General features: G+C 67.2%; 13 protein-coding genes. 5 read left to right on the top strand and 8 right to left on the bottom strand.

Annotated elements, in window-relative coordinates; genetic code table 11:
• Positions 1 to 310: 310 nt before the first annotated feature.
• Positions 311 to 2,395 carry a TonB-dependent receptor gene (locus tag U5S82_14540; protein ID MDZ7752847.1) on the bottom strand — a complete coding sequence of 695 codons (2,085 nt, stop codon included), beginning with the start codon at positions 2,393 to 2,395 and terminating at the stop codon, positions 311 to 313.
• Between the two features lie 776 nt (positions 2,396 to 3,171).
• Between U5S82_14540 and U5S82_14535 the strand changes: the two genes are divergently transcribed.
• From U5S82_14535 to U5S82_14520, 4 genes are all read left to right on the top strand, one after another.
• Positions 3,172 to 4,665 carry a hypothetical protein gene (locus U5S82_14535; protein ID MDZ7752846.1) on the top strand — a complete coding sequence of 498 codons (1,494 nt, stop codon included), beginning with the start codon at positions 3,172 to 3,174 and terminating at the stop codon, positions 4,663 to 4,665.
• 228 nt (positions 4,666 to 4,893) lie between these two features.
• The gene (locus U5S82_14530; protein ID MDZ7752845.1) at positions 4,894 to 5,319 is read left to right on the top strand and encodes a DUF3592 domain-containing protein; all 426 of its coding nucleotides are present in this window, start codon (positions 4,894 to 4,896) and stop codon (positions 5,317 to 5,319) included.
• Positions 5,320 to 5,454: 135 nt separating this feature from the next.
• Positions 5,455 to 5,931, top strand: a complete 477-nt coding sequence (locus tag U5S82_14525; GenBank protein MDZ7752844.1) for a (2Fe-2S)-binding protein — start codon at positions 5,455 to 5,457, stop codon at positions 5,929 to 5,931.
• The gene (locus U5S82_14520) at positions 5,931 to 8,141 is read left to right on the top strand and encodes a molybdopterin cofactor-binding domain-containing protein (protein MDZ7752843.1); all 2,211 of its coding nucleotides are present in this window, start codon (positions 5,931 to 5,933) and stop codon (positions 8,139 to 8,141) included. The genes U5S82_14525 and U5S82_14520 overlap by 1 nt, the downstream gene beginning before the upstream one ends.
• 123 nt (positions 8,142 to 8,264) lie before the next feature.
• Here U5S82_14520 and U5S82_14515 read toward each other — a convergent pair whose 3' ends face one another.
• From U5S82_14515 to U5S82_14490, 6 genes are all read right to left on the bottom strand, one after another.
• Positions 8,265 to 8,741 (bottom strand): hypothetical protein, encoded by a 477-nt coding sequence (locus U5S82_14515; protein MDZ7752842.1) that lies wholly within the window; start codon positions 8,739 to 8,741, stop codon positions 8,265 to 8,267.
• 11 nt (positions 8,742 to 8,752) lie between these two features.
• Positions 8,753 to 9,040, bottom strand: coding sequence for a hypothetical protein (locus U5S82_14510; GenBank protein ID MDZ7752841.1), 288 nt, complete (start codon positions 9,038 to 9,040; stop codon positions 8,753 to 8,755).
• A gap of 129 nt (positions 9,041 to 9,169) precedes the next feature.
• The gene (locus U5S82_14505; protein ID MDZ7752840.1) at positions 9,170 to 9,835 is read right to left on the bottom strand and encodes an alkylmercury lyase family protein; all 666 of its coding nucleotides are present in this window, start codon (positions 9,833 to 9,835) and stop codon (positions 9,170 to 9,172) included.
• An 89-nt stretch (positions 9,836 to 9,924) separates the two neighbouring features.
• On the bottom strand, positions 9,925 to 10,944 hold the full coding sequence (locus U5S82_14500; protein MDZ7752839.1) for an ABC transporter permease: 1,020 nt from the start codon (positions 10,942 to 10,944) through the stop codon (positions 9,925 to 9,927).
• Between the two features lie 4 nt (positions 10,945 to 10,948).
• Positions 10,949 to 11,830 carry an ABC transporter ATP-binding protein gene (locus tag U5S82_14495; protein ID MDZ7752838.1) on the bottom strand — a complete coding sequence of 294 codons (882 nt, stop codon included), beginning with the start codon at positions 11,828 to 11,830 and terminating at the stop codon, positions 10,949 to 10,951.
• Between the two features lie 182 nt (positions 11,831 to 12,012).
• A complete protein-coding gene (locus U5S82_14490; protein ID MDZ7752837.1) occupies positions 12,013 to 13,509 on the bottom strand; it encodes an EAL domain-containing protein in 1,497 nt (498 codons plus the stop codon).
• Here U5S82_14490 and U5S82_14485 point away from each other — a divergent pair.
• A complete protein-coding gene (locus tag U5S82_14485) occupies positions 13,508 to 13,786 on the top strand; it encodes a hypothetical protein (protein ID MDZ7752836.1) in 279 nt (92 codons plus the stop codon). The genes U5S82_14490 and U5S82_14485 overlap by 2 nt on opposite strands.
• Positions 13,787 to 14,153: 367 nt before the next feature.
• On the opposite strand, the gene U5S82_14480 is transcribed toward U5S82_14485, so the two are convergent.
• Positions 14,154 to 15,632, bottom strand: a complete 1,479-nt coding sequence (locus tag U5S82_14480) for a glycine betaine ABC transporter substrate-binding protein (protein ID MDZ7752835.1) — start codon at positions 15,630 to 15,632, stop codon at positions 14,154 to 14,156.
• Positions 15,633 to 15,657: the final 25 nt, after the last annotated feature.

Here is a 15,657-nt window from a genome sequence, read left to right as displayed (position 1 = left end):
GGCAGTGGATTCTTGAATGAGGGCCGCTTGGATCCACGGCGGCCATGGACACCCCGCGGCGCCATCAGACACCACCCTGGATGCCGGGTCAAGCCCGGCATGACGATGGGGGCGGATGCCGCGTCCAGCCCGGCATGACGATGAAGGCAGTTGCCGGATCAAGCCCGGCATGACGACGCCAGCTTCGTCCTTCCGGAGCCGTTATTACTTACGAGCCTCCGGGGACCACGATGGACTCTGCGGTATATGAGGGAAACCTGACAAGCCCCACCGCCCCCCAGGGCGGCACGGAGGACTGCAGAGCCTGTAACTACCAGCTGTAATTCATCCGGGCGAACAGGCTGCGGCCCGCGCCGGGCAGGCGCTCACCCACCGCCACGTCGCTGTCCCGTACCCGGTTGTAGCCGTTCAGATGGCCGGCATGGTCCTTGTCGAACAGGTTGTTGATGCCGACCCCCAACATCAGACCGTTGGGCAGGCGATAGTGACCGAACACGTTGAGCAGCCCGTAGCCGCCGGTGGGGTCCTCCTCGTTGGTCTCCGATACCCGGTCCTGCTCCGCCACTAGCTCCGCCTCGGTGGTGACGGACCACGCCGCGGTCTCGTAGGTCAGGGCCAGGGTGGCCGTGAGGGGGGCGATGCGGTAGAGGTCGTCGTCGATGTCGCGGCGCTCGCCACGCACGTAGCTCACCACCCCATCCATGGCCAGACGCTCCGAGAAGGCGAGGCCGAAGCGGGCATCGAAGCCGTAGAGTTCGGCATCCACGTTGGCGAACTGCAGGGGCCGGGGATCACCGTTGGCCTTACTCACGGCGATCACCACGGGGTCGGTGGCGGGCACGCCCTGGATGTAATCGTCCACCCGTTTGTAGAACACCCGCGGCGCGGCATAGGCCCCACCGCGGCGCCATTCCAGCCCGGCGTCCACCTCGTAGGCCACCTCGGGGTCCAGACCCACGTCCCCCACGTAGCGCTTACGGTCCGCCAGCCCGGCGGTGGCCTCCAGGGGCAGCCACAGGTAGGCCTCCTGGTAGGAGGGCGAGCGGGTCTTGCGGCCGAGGCCGATATCCAGCCGCAACTCGTCCGACAGGTCGTGGAAGAACGTGGCCACCACGTCCACGTTGTGGTCGGTACGGTCCCGATCGGCGGCGTTGAAGCGGCCCCGCAGCACCCGCGGTCCCATCATCACCCGCGCCGGCGTACCGTCCACCTCATCGGCATCCATGTCCACGCGGGTATAACGCACGCCCAGCCCATAGCCGCTGCGCTCGCCCGCGGGGGCTTCCCACTCGGCGAACAGGCCCAGGCGGTCCCGCTCCACGCCGTTGAAATTATTGACGAAGAAGGCCGGATTGTTGGGATTGAAGATGTCCGTGTCGTGGTCGGCGAAGTGGCCGTCCACGCCGAGGGCCAGTTCCCCCGCGCCCGCGGCCCTTTGCACACCCACCTCGAAACCGCGGGCATCGCTGGTGGCCGCGGCCTGGCGGAACCCGGCAGGCGGCGGCTGGCGCAGGTGGAAGTTGGTCATGAGATGGTCCACGTCCGTATAAAACAGCCGCGCCTTGAGCCGGTGAGCGCCGACGGCCCTCTCATAGGAGAGGCTGACCTTATCGGTGTCGAAAAAGCGGATATCCATGGGCAGGGCCGGAGTGCCGGCGTCGTCCGTCTCGTTGCGCAGGACGTCGATGGCGAACTCATGGCCCCCGCTGCGAAACCCATAGCCGACGCCATGGGCGCTGCGCTCGTATTCCGTGGGGTGAATGTCGCTACCGGGAAAGCGGGTGTCGTCGCCCTCCTCCGCGACCCCCAGCACGTGGACCCGGTGACTGCGGTTGGCGCCCCACAACAACCCCCCCAGGCCGTAACCATCATCCCCGGTTTGGGCGCTGGCACTGATATCGCCATGGAATTCCAAGTCGGCGCCGTCCGTGAAGGCGCTGGACTTGAGTCGCGCGGCCACGTGGCCGCCGATGGACTCATTGCCGGCGCTCACCGGCGCGATGCCGCGATGGACCTCCACCGCCTCCAGCAGCGGCATGGGGGCATAGTGCAGGGGCGGGTCCATGAGGTTGGGCCCGCCCGAGGCCATGGGCAGGCCATCGACGCGGGTGTTGACGCGCGGGCCGTACATGCCCCGGTACTGAACGATGCCGCTCAGGGGACCGTTGTGGTTGACATTGCCTCCCGGCACCCGCTTCAACAACCCGGCGGTAGTGGGCCCGGCGACCGAGGTCCGGGCCGGCACCACCGTCATGCGCGGGCCGTCCTCCGCCTCGCCGGTGACGGTGACCGGGGGCAGGCTCAGGGGCTCCGCCGCCGTCACGGGCATTGCGCCGGCGGTCATCACGAGCACCACGGACCAGACGAACACTGAACGAAACATGGGTACCTGCATCGAGGACTCCTGGACGAATTCATAGGGGGCGTAAGCGAACGGCACCCTAACCACGGATCCGCGGAGGGTAAATGCGACACGTTGTCGCAACCGGCCGCGGTGGATTCCGACCCGGCGCGAGGTGCGTGCGGTGGGGTTTAATGTCGGGATAAATCCCGACCTACAAAAAGCGTAACCGCGAAAGACGCGAAATCACGTGAAAAGGGAGAAGGTCAGGGTTGTTAAAAAAAAGCGGTAACTACGAAAGTCGCGAAAGGCGCGAAAGGGAAGAAGGCTGGGGGCTTCGATGACCCCTGTGGAGCGACGCCCTCGTCGCGATTTTCCGGCCCCTTCGCGGCGGGGTGCCGCTCCTAGTGGCGCTTCCACCGTCATCTCTTTGTTCTTTCGCGTCTTTCGCAGGGAGGAGTAGCAGTTTGAAAAGGCGCAGCGGATCCACCGTTTCGGCTTCAGCAGAGCGGACACACGGGTGGTAATCTTTTCCTATTTCCCATTTCCTATTTCCCCGGGGGAGAAGGACAGAGGCGTAGGTCGGCTGCTCTTGGCAGTCGACGGGGGTCGGGGCGGAAATGTCGGGATGAATCCCGACCTACATCCGTGCCAAAGGAATGGGCGGTGGGGTGTTGCGTAGGCCCGGCTGTAGGTCGGGCTTCAGCCCGACAGCCCGTGGGGGGCTACGTGGGGGGCTACGTGGACATCCACCCCGGTGAAATCAACCAAGGCAGCCGCCAGTCTTGTGGATCAGACATGAATGACCCCACAGCGGCCGGAGAATGGCCATGGTACAAAGACGTAAATTCCTGCGCGTGGGCGCCGGTGGCGTGTTGCTCCTCGGCATTACCGGGGGGCGCACCACTATAACCAGAGCCCATTCCAGGCCCGGATCGGCGAATCGTGACCTCGAATCCCTGGTGGCGGTACTGGTGGAAACGCCCCGTGAGGCCCTGCTGGAAAGGCTGGTGTCGCGGATCCGGGGCGGCCTTGGCTATCAACCGCTGTTGGAAGCGGCGGCGGTGGCCGCCGCCCGGCAGGTGGCGCCCTATCCAGTGGTGGGATACAAGTATCACGCCCTCATGGTGCTGCAAGCGGTGCACCTCTGTACGGTGAAGGGCCGGGCGGCCGACCGCTGGCTGCCCGTGCTGTGGGCCGCGGATACCTTCAAGGGGGCCCAGGCCCGAAACCTTTCGGAAGGCGGCTGGCATATGTCGCCGGTGATCGAGGCCCGGGTTCCCGCCGGGGAGCGGTCCGCAGCCGCTCTCAGGGACGCCCTGGAGGCATGGGATGTCGAAGGCGCCGATGCCGCCATCGTGGGGCTGGCGCGTGCGCACCCGCCGCAGCGGGTATTCGACCTCCTGTTCCATTATGGTGCGAGGGATTTCCGCCATATCGGCCACAAGGCCATCACCGCCGCCAATTGCCATCGCCTGCTGGAGGTCCTCGGGTGGCGTGCCGCGGAACCCCTGCTGCGTTCCCTGACCTACGCCCTGGTCAATCACCAGGGCGAGCCCAACCCCGCCCACCACGACTTGGTGCCGGACCGACCCTGGCGCCACAATCTCGTGCTCGCGCGGGAACTGCCCCGGCGCTGGGGCGCGGGCGAATCCGACGACGAGGCCATCCCCGAACTCATGGCCCTGTTGCGGGAAGGCGACGACCTGCAGGCCGCCGAGGCCTTCGCCGCCCGGCTCGCCGGCGGCTTGTCCCCCGCCACCCTCTGGCAGGCGATACACGCCGCCGCCGGCGAACTGATGCTGCGCCGATCCGGCATCATCGCGGTCCACGCCAACACCACGGCCAACGCCCTGCACTACGCCTATCGCCATACCACGTCGGACCTGACACGGCGGCTGCTGTTGCTGCAGGCCGGGGCCTTCATGCCCCTGTTCCGCGAGCGCCTGGGGGACGACCAGCGTCCTCTGCGGCTGGACCAACTGACGCCCCTCGAGCCCGACGCCGCACCCGGCGACGCCCTGACCGCCATCTTCCGGGAGATCAGCCACGATCGGGTGGCCGCGGCGCGCCGCGTGCTCGGCTATCTGGAAGGCGGCGGCAGCGAGGCGGCCCTGATGGAACTGGCGAGACACCACACCGTGGTACGCAACACCGGCACCCATGATTACAAGTTCGTGGAGGCCGCCTTCGAGAATGCCGCCTTCCTCGGCCCACCGTGGCGTCGGCGCTATGTCGCCGCCAGCACGCTGTACTACAACGGCAGCGCGGATGCGGATAACCCGGTGGTGGCCGCGGCCCGCTCCCTGCTCGCGCAGGCCTGAATCGTCGAAGGGGGAGGCCACCATCGACCACCGGAAAGGCGATCATCGGGTCAGGGCCTCTATGACCTGGCAGAAACGGGTATGCCAAATTCCTTATACTCCTATTCTGACAGGTGGTTCGTCCATCGCGGACTACCACGGCGGACACCCGCGAAATCGATATCCAGCCGAGAAGCGCGACACTGAACTCTGGACGGTCGATGAACGCTACCCCATGAGACGACCCCCTTGAAGATCCTCCCACCCCTCATCTTGCTGGTCGTCGGGCTGGTACCTTGGTATTTCGCTTTCCAGGCCTACGAGACCTCGCGCCAACTGGTGGCGAACACGGTACCCGTGGAAGGCACCGTGGTGGACTACACCTCCGGTTACGAGACCGCCTCGCGGCGTTATCCCGCCCTGTTCTACTACCCGGTAGTGGAATTCCAGGACCACCAGGGCCACACCCAGCGCATCACCAGCGAAGTGGGGGCGGGCAAGAAACTCTACGAGGCGGGAGAACGGGTGACGGTGCGTTACGATCCCCGTAATCGACAGCGAGCGGTGGTGGATTCCTTCCTGCGCCTGTGGGCCAAGCCGACATTGTTCGCCCTTGCCGGCGTGCCCCTGGTGTTGCTGGGCGGGGTACGCCTGGTGCGGGCTCTGTTCACCTGACCCCCGGCGGCGTACTCGCACAACCTCCCGGATCACGCGCCCTGTTCCTCTCGATGGCCCATCGTCGCTCGAACCCTCGTTGCCCCGCGCCATCAGCCTGTCTAGACTCTTGGCAGGTTTTTCGGAGGCCTTTCCATGGCGACACTGAACATCAACGGCGAACGGCTCGAGGTGGAGGCGGATGGTGACACCCCCCTGCTTTGGGTGCTGCGCGAACAGCTCGGCTTGACCGGGACCAAGTATGCATGCGGCATCGGCCGGTGCGGTTCGTGCACGGTGCATGTGGACGGCGAGGCGGTGCGCTCGTGCATGGTGCCGGTGTCGGCCATGGACGAGTCCAGACCCATCGTGACCATCGAGGGACTGTCGGCCGATAACAGTCATCCGCTGCAGCAGGCCTGGAAGGAGCTGGACGTGCCCCAGTGCGGATACTGCCAGCCGGGGATGATCATGGCCGCCGCGGCGCTGCTCCACGGGCATCCGGAACCCAGTGACGAGGAGATCAACCGGCAGGTGACCAACATCTGCCGCTGCGGCACCTTCAACCGCGTGCGGCGGGGCATTCATCTGGCGGCCGCCCGGATGAATCGAGGCAAGGACGGGAGGTCGTGATGAAACAGAAACCTCTAGATCCATCCCGCCGCGAGTTCCTGATCACCGGCACCCGCGTGGCCGGCCTGGGGGCCGGCTTCTCCCTCGGGCTCTATCTGCCCCTCGGCGGCGGCGCCCGGGCGGGTGAGTGGGACGAATTGCCGTCCGAGGGCACACCCGAGATCGGGGCCTGGGTGGTGATCCAGCCCGATGACACCGTGATCATCCGTATCGCCCGTTCCGAGATGGGTCAGGGCACCCTGACGGGGCTGGCGCAACTGGTGGCCGAGGAGTTGGAATGCGACTGGGACAGGGTCATCACCGAGTATCCCACCCCCGGCGAGAACCGTGCCCGCAATCGGGTATGGGGCAGCTTCTCCACCGGCGGCAGCCGGGGGATCCGCGACAGCCACCGCTACGTGCGTAAGGGCGGGGCCGTGGCGCGGCAGATGCTGATCCAGGCGGCGGCCGAGCGCTGGGACGTATCCACGGCTGACTGCCGTGCCGCCAACAGCGTCATCACCCACGGGCCCAGCGGGCGCACCGTCACCTACGGTCAGGTCGCCGCGGCGGCCGCCGAGCTGTTCCCGCCCCAGCACGTGGAACTGAAGGATCCCGGCGAGTGGCGTCTCATCGGCAAGCCCGTCCCGCGCCTGGATACCGACGACAAGCTCAACGGCCGGCAGATCTTCGGCGCCGATTTACAACTGCCGGGGATGCTCAACGCGGCCATCAAGGCCTGCCCGGTGTTCGGTGGCAGGCTGGAATCCTTCGACGGGGAAAAGGTGCGCGGCATGCCCGGCGTACGCAAGGTGGTGCGGGTCGGCGAGGAGGCCGTGGCCGTGGTCGCCGACACCTGGTGGCAGGCCCACAAGGCCCTCGAGGCCTTGCCCATCACCTGGGACAAGGGCCCGAACGCGGAACTGGACAGCGCCGCCATCGACAGGATGCTCGAGGAGGGACTGACCTCCGACGGGGATGTATTTGTCGGCAACCAGGCCGGTGATGTCAGGGAGGCGCTGGACGGCGCGACGAGGACCATCGAGGCCACCTATCGCTATCCCTATCAGAACCACGCCACCATGGAGCCGATGAACGCCACCGCGGTGTGGACCGAAGACAAGTGCGAGGTCTGGTGCCCCACGCAAAACGGCGAGGCGGCGCTGGCGGCGGCGATCGAGGCGTCGGGGCTGCCGGCCGACAGATGCGACGTCTACAAGATCCACCTGGGCGGCGGATTTGGCCGGCGCGGCGCGTTTCATGATTTCGTCACGCAGGCGGTGACCATCGCCAGACAACTGCCGGGCACCCCGGTCAAGTTGTTGTGGAGCCGCGAGGAAGACATGGCCCACGGCCACTATCACCCCATCACCCAGTGCAGGCTCACGGGCGGCCTCGATGAGGACGGCAACCTGACCGGGCTGCACGTGCGCATCTCCGGCCAGTCCATCCTCGCCACGGTGCGTCCCGCGGCCTTACAGGACGGCGCCGATGCGGTCACCTTCCAGGGCTTTCATGCCGAGGGCGATCATGCCATCAGCTATACCGTGCCCAACCTGCTGGTGGAACACGCCATGCGCAACCCGCCGGTGCCACCGGGGTTCTGGCGCGGGGTGAACATCAACCAGAACGCCATATATATGGAATGCTTCATGGATGAACTGGCCCATGCCGCCGGCCGGGACCCCCTCGACTTCCGGCGCGGCCTGATGGCGGGCAACCCCAAGGGCCTGGCGGTACTCGACGCCGTGGCGGACAAGGCCGGATGGGGCCAGAGCGCGCCCGAGGGCATGCATCGCGGGCTGGCGGTGGTCAAGACCTTCGGCAGTTACGTCGCCGCCTGCGCGGAGGTGTCGGTGGATGACGGGGGCGGACTCAGAATCCATCGCATCGTCGCCGCCACCGATCCCGGTCACGCGGTCAACCCGCAACAGATCGAGGCCCAGGTCGAAGGCTCGTTCGTCTACGGGCTGTCGGCCCTGCTCTACGGCGAGTGCACCATCGCAGGCGGCGCCGTGGCCCAGAGCAACTTTCATGATTTCCCGTCACTTCTGATGGACGAGATGCCCGCGGTGGAGACCATCGTCATGCCTTCGGGCGGGTTCTGGGGTGGCATCGGCGAACCCACCATCGCCGTCGCCGCGCCGGCGGTGCTCAACGCGATCTTCGCGGCCACCGGTCAACGCCTGCGCAACCTGCCGATCAAACAGCAACTGGCTGCCACGGGATAGTCCCCGGGGCCACTGGCAACGGCCCGCAAGCCCCGGGGCAGGGACTGAAGCCCGCAAGGACCCTGTGATTCCCCGGGGCGGGGCGTGTGCCAGCGGTGGCTGGCGCCACCGCTGGTGCAGCTATCAGTTGTTCTTAGGCGCCTCGTCGGCGGCGCTCCAGGCCTCGGAAAATGCGTCCCAGGCGTTGTAGAAGCCGGACTTGAGCTCATCCCACGCGCTGCTGGTACCCGCCTGGAGCGCACCGTAGCGCTCCCCCAGGGCATTGCGCGCCCGGCGCAGATCCCGCAGCCGCTCGCGGGCGGTGTGTTTCGCGGCCTTGGACATATCGGCCCAGTTCTCGCGCAGCGCGTGTTCCCGGCGCTCGATCTCGGCATCCAACTGCTTCAGGGTCTCGCGGGCCTTTGTCAGCGCCTGATCCCGTTCCTGCGCCGAATATTCTGCGATCGCCTCCATCGCCTCGGATACCTCCGCGCGTAAATCGTCCGTGGTGGTCAGCGCCTCGTTGTCCTGGGCGCCGTCCTGGGCGACAGACGGCATCGCGACAAGGGACAGGACAGCAGCAAGCAGGCACGCCTGTATGGATTTTCGGTAAGCCATCATATGCACCCCCATCACTTGAACCGGTTCATGGCATCGTCGAAGGCCTTCGACATGCTGTCCCAGGCCTGATCGAAGCCGGACTTCATGTCGTCCCATGCCGCGTCGCCGGCCTCCTGCATTTCTTTCATCCTCCGCTCGGCCTCGTCGCGCTGCGTACGCAATTCCTCAATCTGCTTTTGGTACTGGATCCTGGCCTCGGCCTCGGCCTCGTCGGCCTTGGCCTTTAGCTTGTCGATCTCGGCGTTCCACTGGTCGAGACGGGCCCGTGCCTTCGCGATATACTCTTCCCTTTCAGACATTCGATGATCTCCTGGTGAGTTGGGTGCGGCGGCGATCGGCCACACTGCGCATATCATAGCCAGTTGCCCTCTGTTGCCGATCATCCTTTGTTAATGCGCGCGGAATGCCCCCCTTCCGGTTGCGCAATGCTACTCCACCAGGGGCAGGAAGAAGCCGGCACCGAAGGCCACGGCGTCGTCGAGGGTGTACTGGCTCTTGTCTTCACCCTCGCCCGTCGCCAGCCAGCGGCGGGCGGTCTCGCCGTCCTTCAGGAACACCATCTCCATGCACATGCTGTGGGCGGCATGGCCCTCCGGCTGCTGCCAGCGCACCCCCACTCGCACGTCGTCGGAGGGCTCGGCGGCCAGGATCTGCGCACCTCGCTGGCGGATGCGGATGGGCTCCCCCGTCACCGCGCAGCGCGATTCGATGGCCACCTCCGCATCGAACATAGGGCCCACGGACACCGCGTCCAGGGCGCACATGGCATGCACCGGCCGGCCGTTCACTCGCAGGCGGTGGGGGGTGTCCTCTATGGTCATGGGGTAAGCGCCCACGGCCGTACCGTCACTGTTCAACACCACGAGGTCGTCTTTGCCCAGGCGTTCCAGGGCGCCGGCGGTGTCCCGCGTACCCACCAGGGCGGCCAGTTCCTCAGCATCGAGGGGCCGTCCCCGCTCCGCCAGCGACCTCAGCATGGCGCGGTGGGCCGCTGCCAGGGGCTCTGGGAGTCGCCGCTGGCGCGCCGTGAGGGGCAGTTGCTGATTCAGCTTCGCCACGGCTGAGGTGGTCTTTTCTCCGTTTACATCATGCATGGTTCGCCTCCTTGAATGCTCGGTGATCACGGGGGACAGGATAGCGCGGGCCAGGCTCCGACACCTTGAGCCAGGGCATGGCGGAACGGCTATTCCCAGCAGAACGCGCGGGCAGCCACGATCATAAACACGGTGGACATGGCCAGCAGGACGGCGATGCCCGGCGCCACCTCCGCCAGGCCGTGGCCCTCCACCATCACGCCGCGGGTGGCGTTGACCACGTGGGTGAGGGGCAGGAGTTCCGCCAACAAGCGGGCGGGGGCGCTGGCACTCTCCATGGAGAACCACACCCCGGACATCAGCATCATGGGCCAGGAGAGGAGGTTCAGCACCCCGTCCGCCAGCTCCTCGGAACGCAGCCGCGCGGCCACCACCAACCCCAGGCTGATGAGGGACAGGGCGCCGGCGGCATACACCAGCAGCAAGGTGAGGAAGGCCCCGCGCATGACGAAGTCCAGCAGCAGGTGGGCCCCGGCATATACCACCACCGTGGCCACCATCACCACGCCGAGGCGAGACAGCACCTGGGCGGCGAGGAACTCGAAGGCGGTGAGGGGTGTGGCCTTGAGGCGCCGCAGCACGCCGTTCTTGCGGTAGCGCACGATGACCCAGCCCACCCCCCACAGGCTGCTGAACATGATGTTGACCCCCAGGATCCCCGGCAGCACCCAGTCCACGTAGCGCAGGGCCCGCCCCGTCACCGTCTCGCGGCGGGGTTCCGTGCCCGGCGTACCGTAGGCCCCCAGCAGCAGGCGCTCGGCCACGTGGCCACGGGGGGCGTTGGCGTTGATCCAGTAGACGGGCGCACCCCGCAGGTCCACCAACAGGTCAATCTGGTGGCGTTCCACCTTCACCATGCCCACCGCCACGTCCGCGAAGGGCGTAAAGGCGATGTGCTCCAGCTCCAGGAAGGGCGAGTCCACGGCCTCCATGGCCTCATCGCCCGTCACCACCCCCACCTCCAGCACGTCCTCGGGCTCGCCCTGGAACAGGAAGGCGAAGGCCACCAGGATGAGCAGGGGCATCAACACGTTCCAGGCCAACCCGGCGCGGTCGCGGTAGAACTCGCGGTTACGGGCCACCAGGATGGCGGCGATTCGTTGCCACATGAAGCTAGGCCCTCAGGGCATGGCCGGTGAGCTTGAGGAACAGGTCCTCGAGGTTGGGCGTCTCCACCCGCATCTCCGTGAGGTCCGCCCCGGCGCGCCGCAGCAGGTCCAGCAGGGGCGCCACGTCGTCGGTGAACAGCTCCACCTCGCCGTCGTGGACCGCGCCGCCTGGCGGCAGGGGCTGCTCCGCCGGCCAGTGGGCGGCGGGCAGGCGCACCACCACGTCGGGGAAGTGCTCGCGGATGAGTTCCCGCGGGCGCCCGTGGGCGATGACCCGGCCGTGGTCGATGATGGCCACCACGTCGCACAGACGCTCGGCCTCCTCCATGTAGTGGGTGGTGAGCACCACGGTCTTGCCGCGAGCCAGCACCGACTCGATGAGACCCCAGAAGTTGCGCCGCGATTGAGGGTCCAGACCGGTGGTGGGCTCGTCCAGGAACACCAACTCCGGATCGTTCACCAGGGCGATGGCCAGAAGCAGGCGCTGGCGCTGGCCGCCGGACAGGGTGCGGGTGTCCTGATGGAGAATATCCCCGAGATTGCACATCCGCACCAGTTCATCCCGATCGGCGCGGCGGGCATAGAGCCGCGAGAACAGGGTCAGGGACTCGCTCACGCTCTGGAAGTCCTGCAGGGCCGTGGCCTGGAACTGGATCCCCACCTCCTCACGATAGCGGGCATCCAGGGGCCGCCCCTTATAACGTATCTCCCCCGCCGTGCAGACCTGAATGGCCTCCAGCATCTCCAGGGTGGTGGTCTTGCCGGCGCCGTTGGGACCGAGGAGCCCGAAACAGGTACCCTGCTCCACCTCGAAGCTCACGTCGTCCACCGCCCGGGTGCCGGGAAACACCTTCACCAGGTTGCGGGCGGTCAACAGCAGCGGCATGTCGGGGACCTTCATCGGAGCGGCGCATTGTACGGCATGGGAAAGCAAAACCGTGCGCGCAGGGTCCATTGCGGGGACACCTGTTTGGCCCCGGTGCGGCCAAGTGTTTCCTCCTTATCCCACCGCATCGGGGTCCTTTTACGACCAGGGCCGCAGACGGGCCCCGCCCGGCTCACCGGCAGCTACCGGCTGCTGCGCCGGCCCGGTTCCTGAAGGCGCACCAGCAGCTCGTCCACGGGCATGGGCCGGGCCAGCAGGTAGCCCTGCAACTGGGATACCCGCTGCTGCTGCAGGAACGCCGCCTGGCCTTCCGTCTCCACGCCCTCCGCAACGGTCTCCAGGTCCAGTTCCTGGGCCAGTTTGATCATGGCCTTCAACAGCGCCTTGTCCGCCGGATCCGTCTCCAGGTCGCGCACGAACTCCCGGTCCAGCTTGAGGGTGGTCACCGGCAGGCGCTTGAGATAGCTCAGGCTGGAGAAGCCGGTGCCGAAATCGTCGATGGCCAGCCGCAGCCCGGCCTCCCGCAGCAGATCCAGTTGTGGAATGGTGGCGGCCATGATGCTCTCCGTGACCTCCAGTTCCAGCATGGCCGGCGCTATGCCGAATTGCTCCAGCAGATCGACCACCCCGGTCACCAGGTTGGGGCTGTCGAACTGGCGCACGGAGACATTGACGGCCATGGTGAAGTCCGGTGCGACGGCCTGGATGCGCACCAGATCCTCCACGGCCCGCACGAGCACGAACTGGCCCAGGGCCGCGATGAGTCCGGTGTCCTCGGCCACTGGGATGAACTCGCCGGGGGACACCTCGCCGAGGGTGGCGCTGTGCCAGCGCAGCAGGGCCTCGGCCCCCATCCAGCGCCGGCTGCGGGCATCGCATTTGGGCTGATAAACCACCCGCAGCTCATCCCGCTCCAGAGCCAGGTGCAGGGCGTTCTCCACCACCACCCGGCGGGTGGCGGCGCGGCTGTATTCCTGCCTGAAGAAACACACGCCGTGGCGCCCGGCGTCCTTCGCCCGATACAGCGCCGTGTCGGCGTTCTGCAGCAGGGTCCCACTGTCCGTGCCATCATCGGGACACAGGGCCACGCCGATGCTGGCGGTGGAGAAGAGTTCCCGGCCCTCCACGAGGAAACGGCCATCGAAGGCCTCCAGGACCCGGTCCGCCAGGGGCTGGGCATCCGCCGCCGAGTGGAGATCGGGAAACAGCAGCAGGAACTCGTCACCCCCCAGCCGCCCCACCGTGTCCCCCTCCCGCAGACAGGCATTGAGGCGGTGGGCCGCGGCCAGCAACAAGCCGTCCCCCACGGTGTGGCCGAAGCTGTCGTTGACGCGCTTGAACTGGTCCAGATCCACGTACATCACCGCCAGGCTACGCCCCGAACGGCCCACGCGGGCGATCTCCTGGCGCAGCCGGTCCTCCAGGCGCCGGCCCAGCACCCGCAGCATGGACTCCTGGTGGGCCAGCACCACGGTGGTGGCATCATGCAGCATGCGGCTCGCGTGCTCGAGCTCGTTGGAGGCAGTGCGCCGGGTCTCGATCCAGGAACTGATGGCGAACAGCAGGAAGGCCCCGGTCATCAGGAACACCGTCGCCAGATAGATACGTCGCACCTGGAGGCCCCGGCGCCGGGGCGGCGCGACGTGGAAACGGGTTTCCTCCTGGATTGTCTGCTCCATGAACCACTCCTCACATGCCTTTTACGTATTCGGCCGGGAACGGGGCGGGCTTGAGGGCCGCGGGTATCCGTGCCACATCATCGCCCCCCTTCCCGGCGGCCGGATGGCGGTTCATCATGGGCCCATGCGTTACTGGCTGCTGGCCCTGTGGGGCGTCCCCTTAGCCTTCCTGTCCCAGGGCCTGTGGCCCGTGGGGATCCTGCCCATGATCCTCGTCACCGTGTGGGTCTTCGGCGCACCGCGACACCCCAAGCGGCGGCGCCACGACCGCTCGTAGATACTCCGTTTCCTGTCAAGCAGTCTGTAGGTCGGTTGCTTTCGGCAACCGACATGCGCGCCCGCAAAGCGCCGAGTTTCCGTCGGCTGCCAAGAGCAGCCGACCTACGCCTCTGCCCTTCTCCCCAGAGGAAATGGGAAAGGGGAAATGGGAAAGGGGAAAAGATTACCGCCCGTGCGTCCGCTCTGCTGACGCCGAAACGCTGAATCCGCTGCGCCTTTCGAACTGCCACTCCTCCCTGACCTTCTCCCTTTTCGCGTCATTTCGCGTCTTTCGCGGTTACGCTTTTTGTAGGTCGGCTGCTCCCGGCAGCCGACGTTTTCGCTCCGTCCCGGCCCCGGGTTGTGAGTTGCCAAGAGCAACCGACCTACAGGCCTCCCCCGGCCAGGCGCATACCCCGGGGAACCAGCCGGCGCTCCAGCAGGCCGAACAGGCCCTGCACCGCCAGCGCCAGCAGGGCCGCCGGCACCGCCCCCTGGAGTATGACGGCGGTGTCGTCCAGCCGGATCCCCGTGAGAATAGGCTGGCCGTAGCCCCCGGCGCCGATGAGGGCCGCCAGGGTGGCGGTGCCCACGTTGATGACGGCCGCGGTCTTGATGCCGGCGAGGATGGCGCGAGAGGCCAGGGGCAGCTCGATCCTGAACAATCGCACCGGACCGGCGAGGCCCAGTGCCAGGGCCGACTCCCGCAGGGCCGCCGGGATCCCCATGAGGCCGGCATGGGTGTTGCGCACGATGGGCAGCAGGCTGTAGAGGAACAGGGCCACCACCGCCGGTGCCGCGCCGATGCCGAGCAGCGGGATCATGAACACGAACAGGGCCAGGGAGGGGATGGTCTGCACCACCCCCACGACGGCGAGGATGGCGTAGCCGAGGCGGGGCCGGTAGGCGGCGGCGATGCCCAGCGGCAGCCCCACGGCGATGGCCGCCGACAGGGACAGGGCCACCAGGTACAGATGCTCCAGGGTGCGCCGTCCCACTTCCGCCGCCACGGAAGGCGCCTCGTGGCGCCCGCCCACCCCCAGGGTCCGGGCCATGAATTCCTGGGCCACCGCGCCTTCGCTGCGGCCCTCCAGCTTCACCGCGGCGTTCATGGCGATCATGGTCGCCTCGTCGATAGTGCCCGCCAGGCGGCCGAGGATGGCCAATACCTCCGGTGCTTGGTGGGCCAGTTCCCGGCGGTAGAGCACGACCGCCCGGTAGTCGCGGAAATAGCCCCGGTCGTCCTCGAGGGGGCGCAGATCGTAGTCGTCGATCTCCGCGTCGGTGGTGTAGAGATCCGTGACATCGATGCGCCCGGCGGCCAGGGCACGGTAGGCGAGGTCGTGGTCCAGCCCCGTGACCCGCTCCTGGGGCAGGCCATAGCGGGCCTTGAGGCCCGGCCAGCCGTCCTCGCGGTCCATGAACTCGTGGGAGAAACCGAGACGCAGGCCGGGATGACGGAGGAGGTCCGACACCGTCCCCAGGCCGAGTTCCCGGGCCCGTACCGCGGTGACGCCGACGGCATAGGTGTTGTTGAAACCGAGGGGTGCGAGCATGGCGAGGCCACGGGCCGCCAGGGCCCGTTCCAAAGTCGGCCCCTCCATCACGTTCTCCCGCGCCAGCAGCTCCTCCATCAGGGTGCCGGTATATTCCGGATAGAGATGGATATCCCCCGTCACCAGGGCACTCCACAACACCGGGCTACCCCCCAACTCGGCGCGATGGCGGGCCGGCCAGCCTGCGGCCTCTATGGCAAGCCGCAGGATCTCACCCAGGATCACCGATTCCGTGAACTTCTTGGAACCCACCACCAGCTCGTGGGCCGGTGCCGGGGCAGCCCAGCCTGTGACCCAGCCGAGGGCCAGGCTCAGGGCCAGCAGCGGCCCCGCG

The organism is Gammaproteobacteria bacterium (assembly GCA_034522055.1).
Taxonomy (GTDB): Bacteria; Pseudomonadota; Gammaproteobacteria; order JAABTG01; family JAABTG01; genus JAABTG01.
Note: the sequence above shows the minus strand (reverse complement) of the source record. Positions and strands in the feature narration are given on the sequence as shown.

Coding starts and splice junctions, on each gene's coding strand:
- U5S82_14540 (MDZ7752847.1), bottom strand. CDS start 2,395: ATGCAGGTACCCATGTTTCGTTCAGTGTTCGTCTGGTCCGTGGTGCTC.
- U5S82_14535 (MDZ7752846.1), top strand. CDS start 3,172: ATGGTACAAAGACGTAAATTCCTGCGCGTGGGCGCCGGTGGCGTGTTG.
- U5S82_14525 (MDZ7752844.1), top strand. CDS start 5,455: ATGGCGACACTGAACATCAACGGCGAACGGCTCGAGGTGGAGGCGGAT.
- U5S82_14520 (MDZ7752843.1), top strand. CDS start 5,931: ATGAAACAGAAACCTCTAGATCCATCCCGCCGCGAGTTCCTGATCACC.
- U5S82_14515 (MDZ7752842.1), bottom strand. CDS start 8,741: ATGATGGCTTACCGAAAATCCATACAGGCGTGCCTGCTTGCTGCTGTC.
- U5S82_14510 (MDZ7752841.1), bottom strand. CDS start 9,040: ATGTCTGAAAGGGAAGAGTATATCGCGAAGGCACGGGCCCGTCTCGAC.
- U5S82_14505 (MDZ7752840.1), bottom strand. CDS start 9,835: ATGCATGATGTAAACGGAGAAAAGACCACCTCAGCCGTGGCGAAGCTG.
- U5S82_14500 (MDZ7752839.1), bottom strand. CDS start 10,944: ATGTGGCAACGAATCGCCGCCATCCTGGTGGCCCGTAACCGCGAGTTC.
- U5S82_14495 (MDZ7752838.1), bottom strand. CDS start 11,830: ATGCCGCTGCTGTTGACCGCCCGCAACCTGGTGAAGGTGTTTCCCGGC.
- U5S82_14485 (MDZ7752836.1), top strand. CDS start 13,508: ATGAACCACTCCTCACATGCCTTTTACGTATTCGGCCGGGAACGGGGC.
- U5S82_14490 (MDZ7752837.1), bottom strand. CDS start 13,509: ATGGAGCAGACAATCCAGGAGGAAACCCGTTTCCACGTCGCGCCGCCC.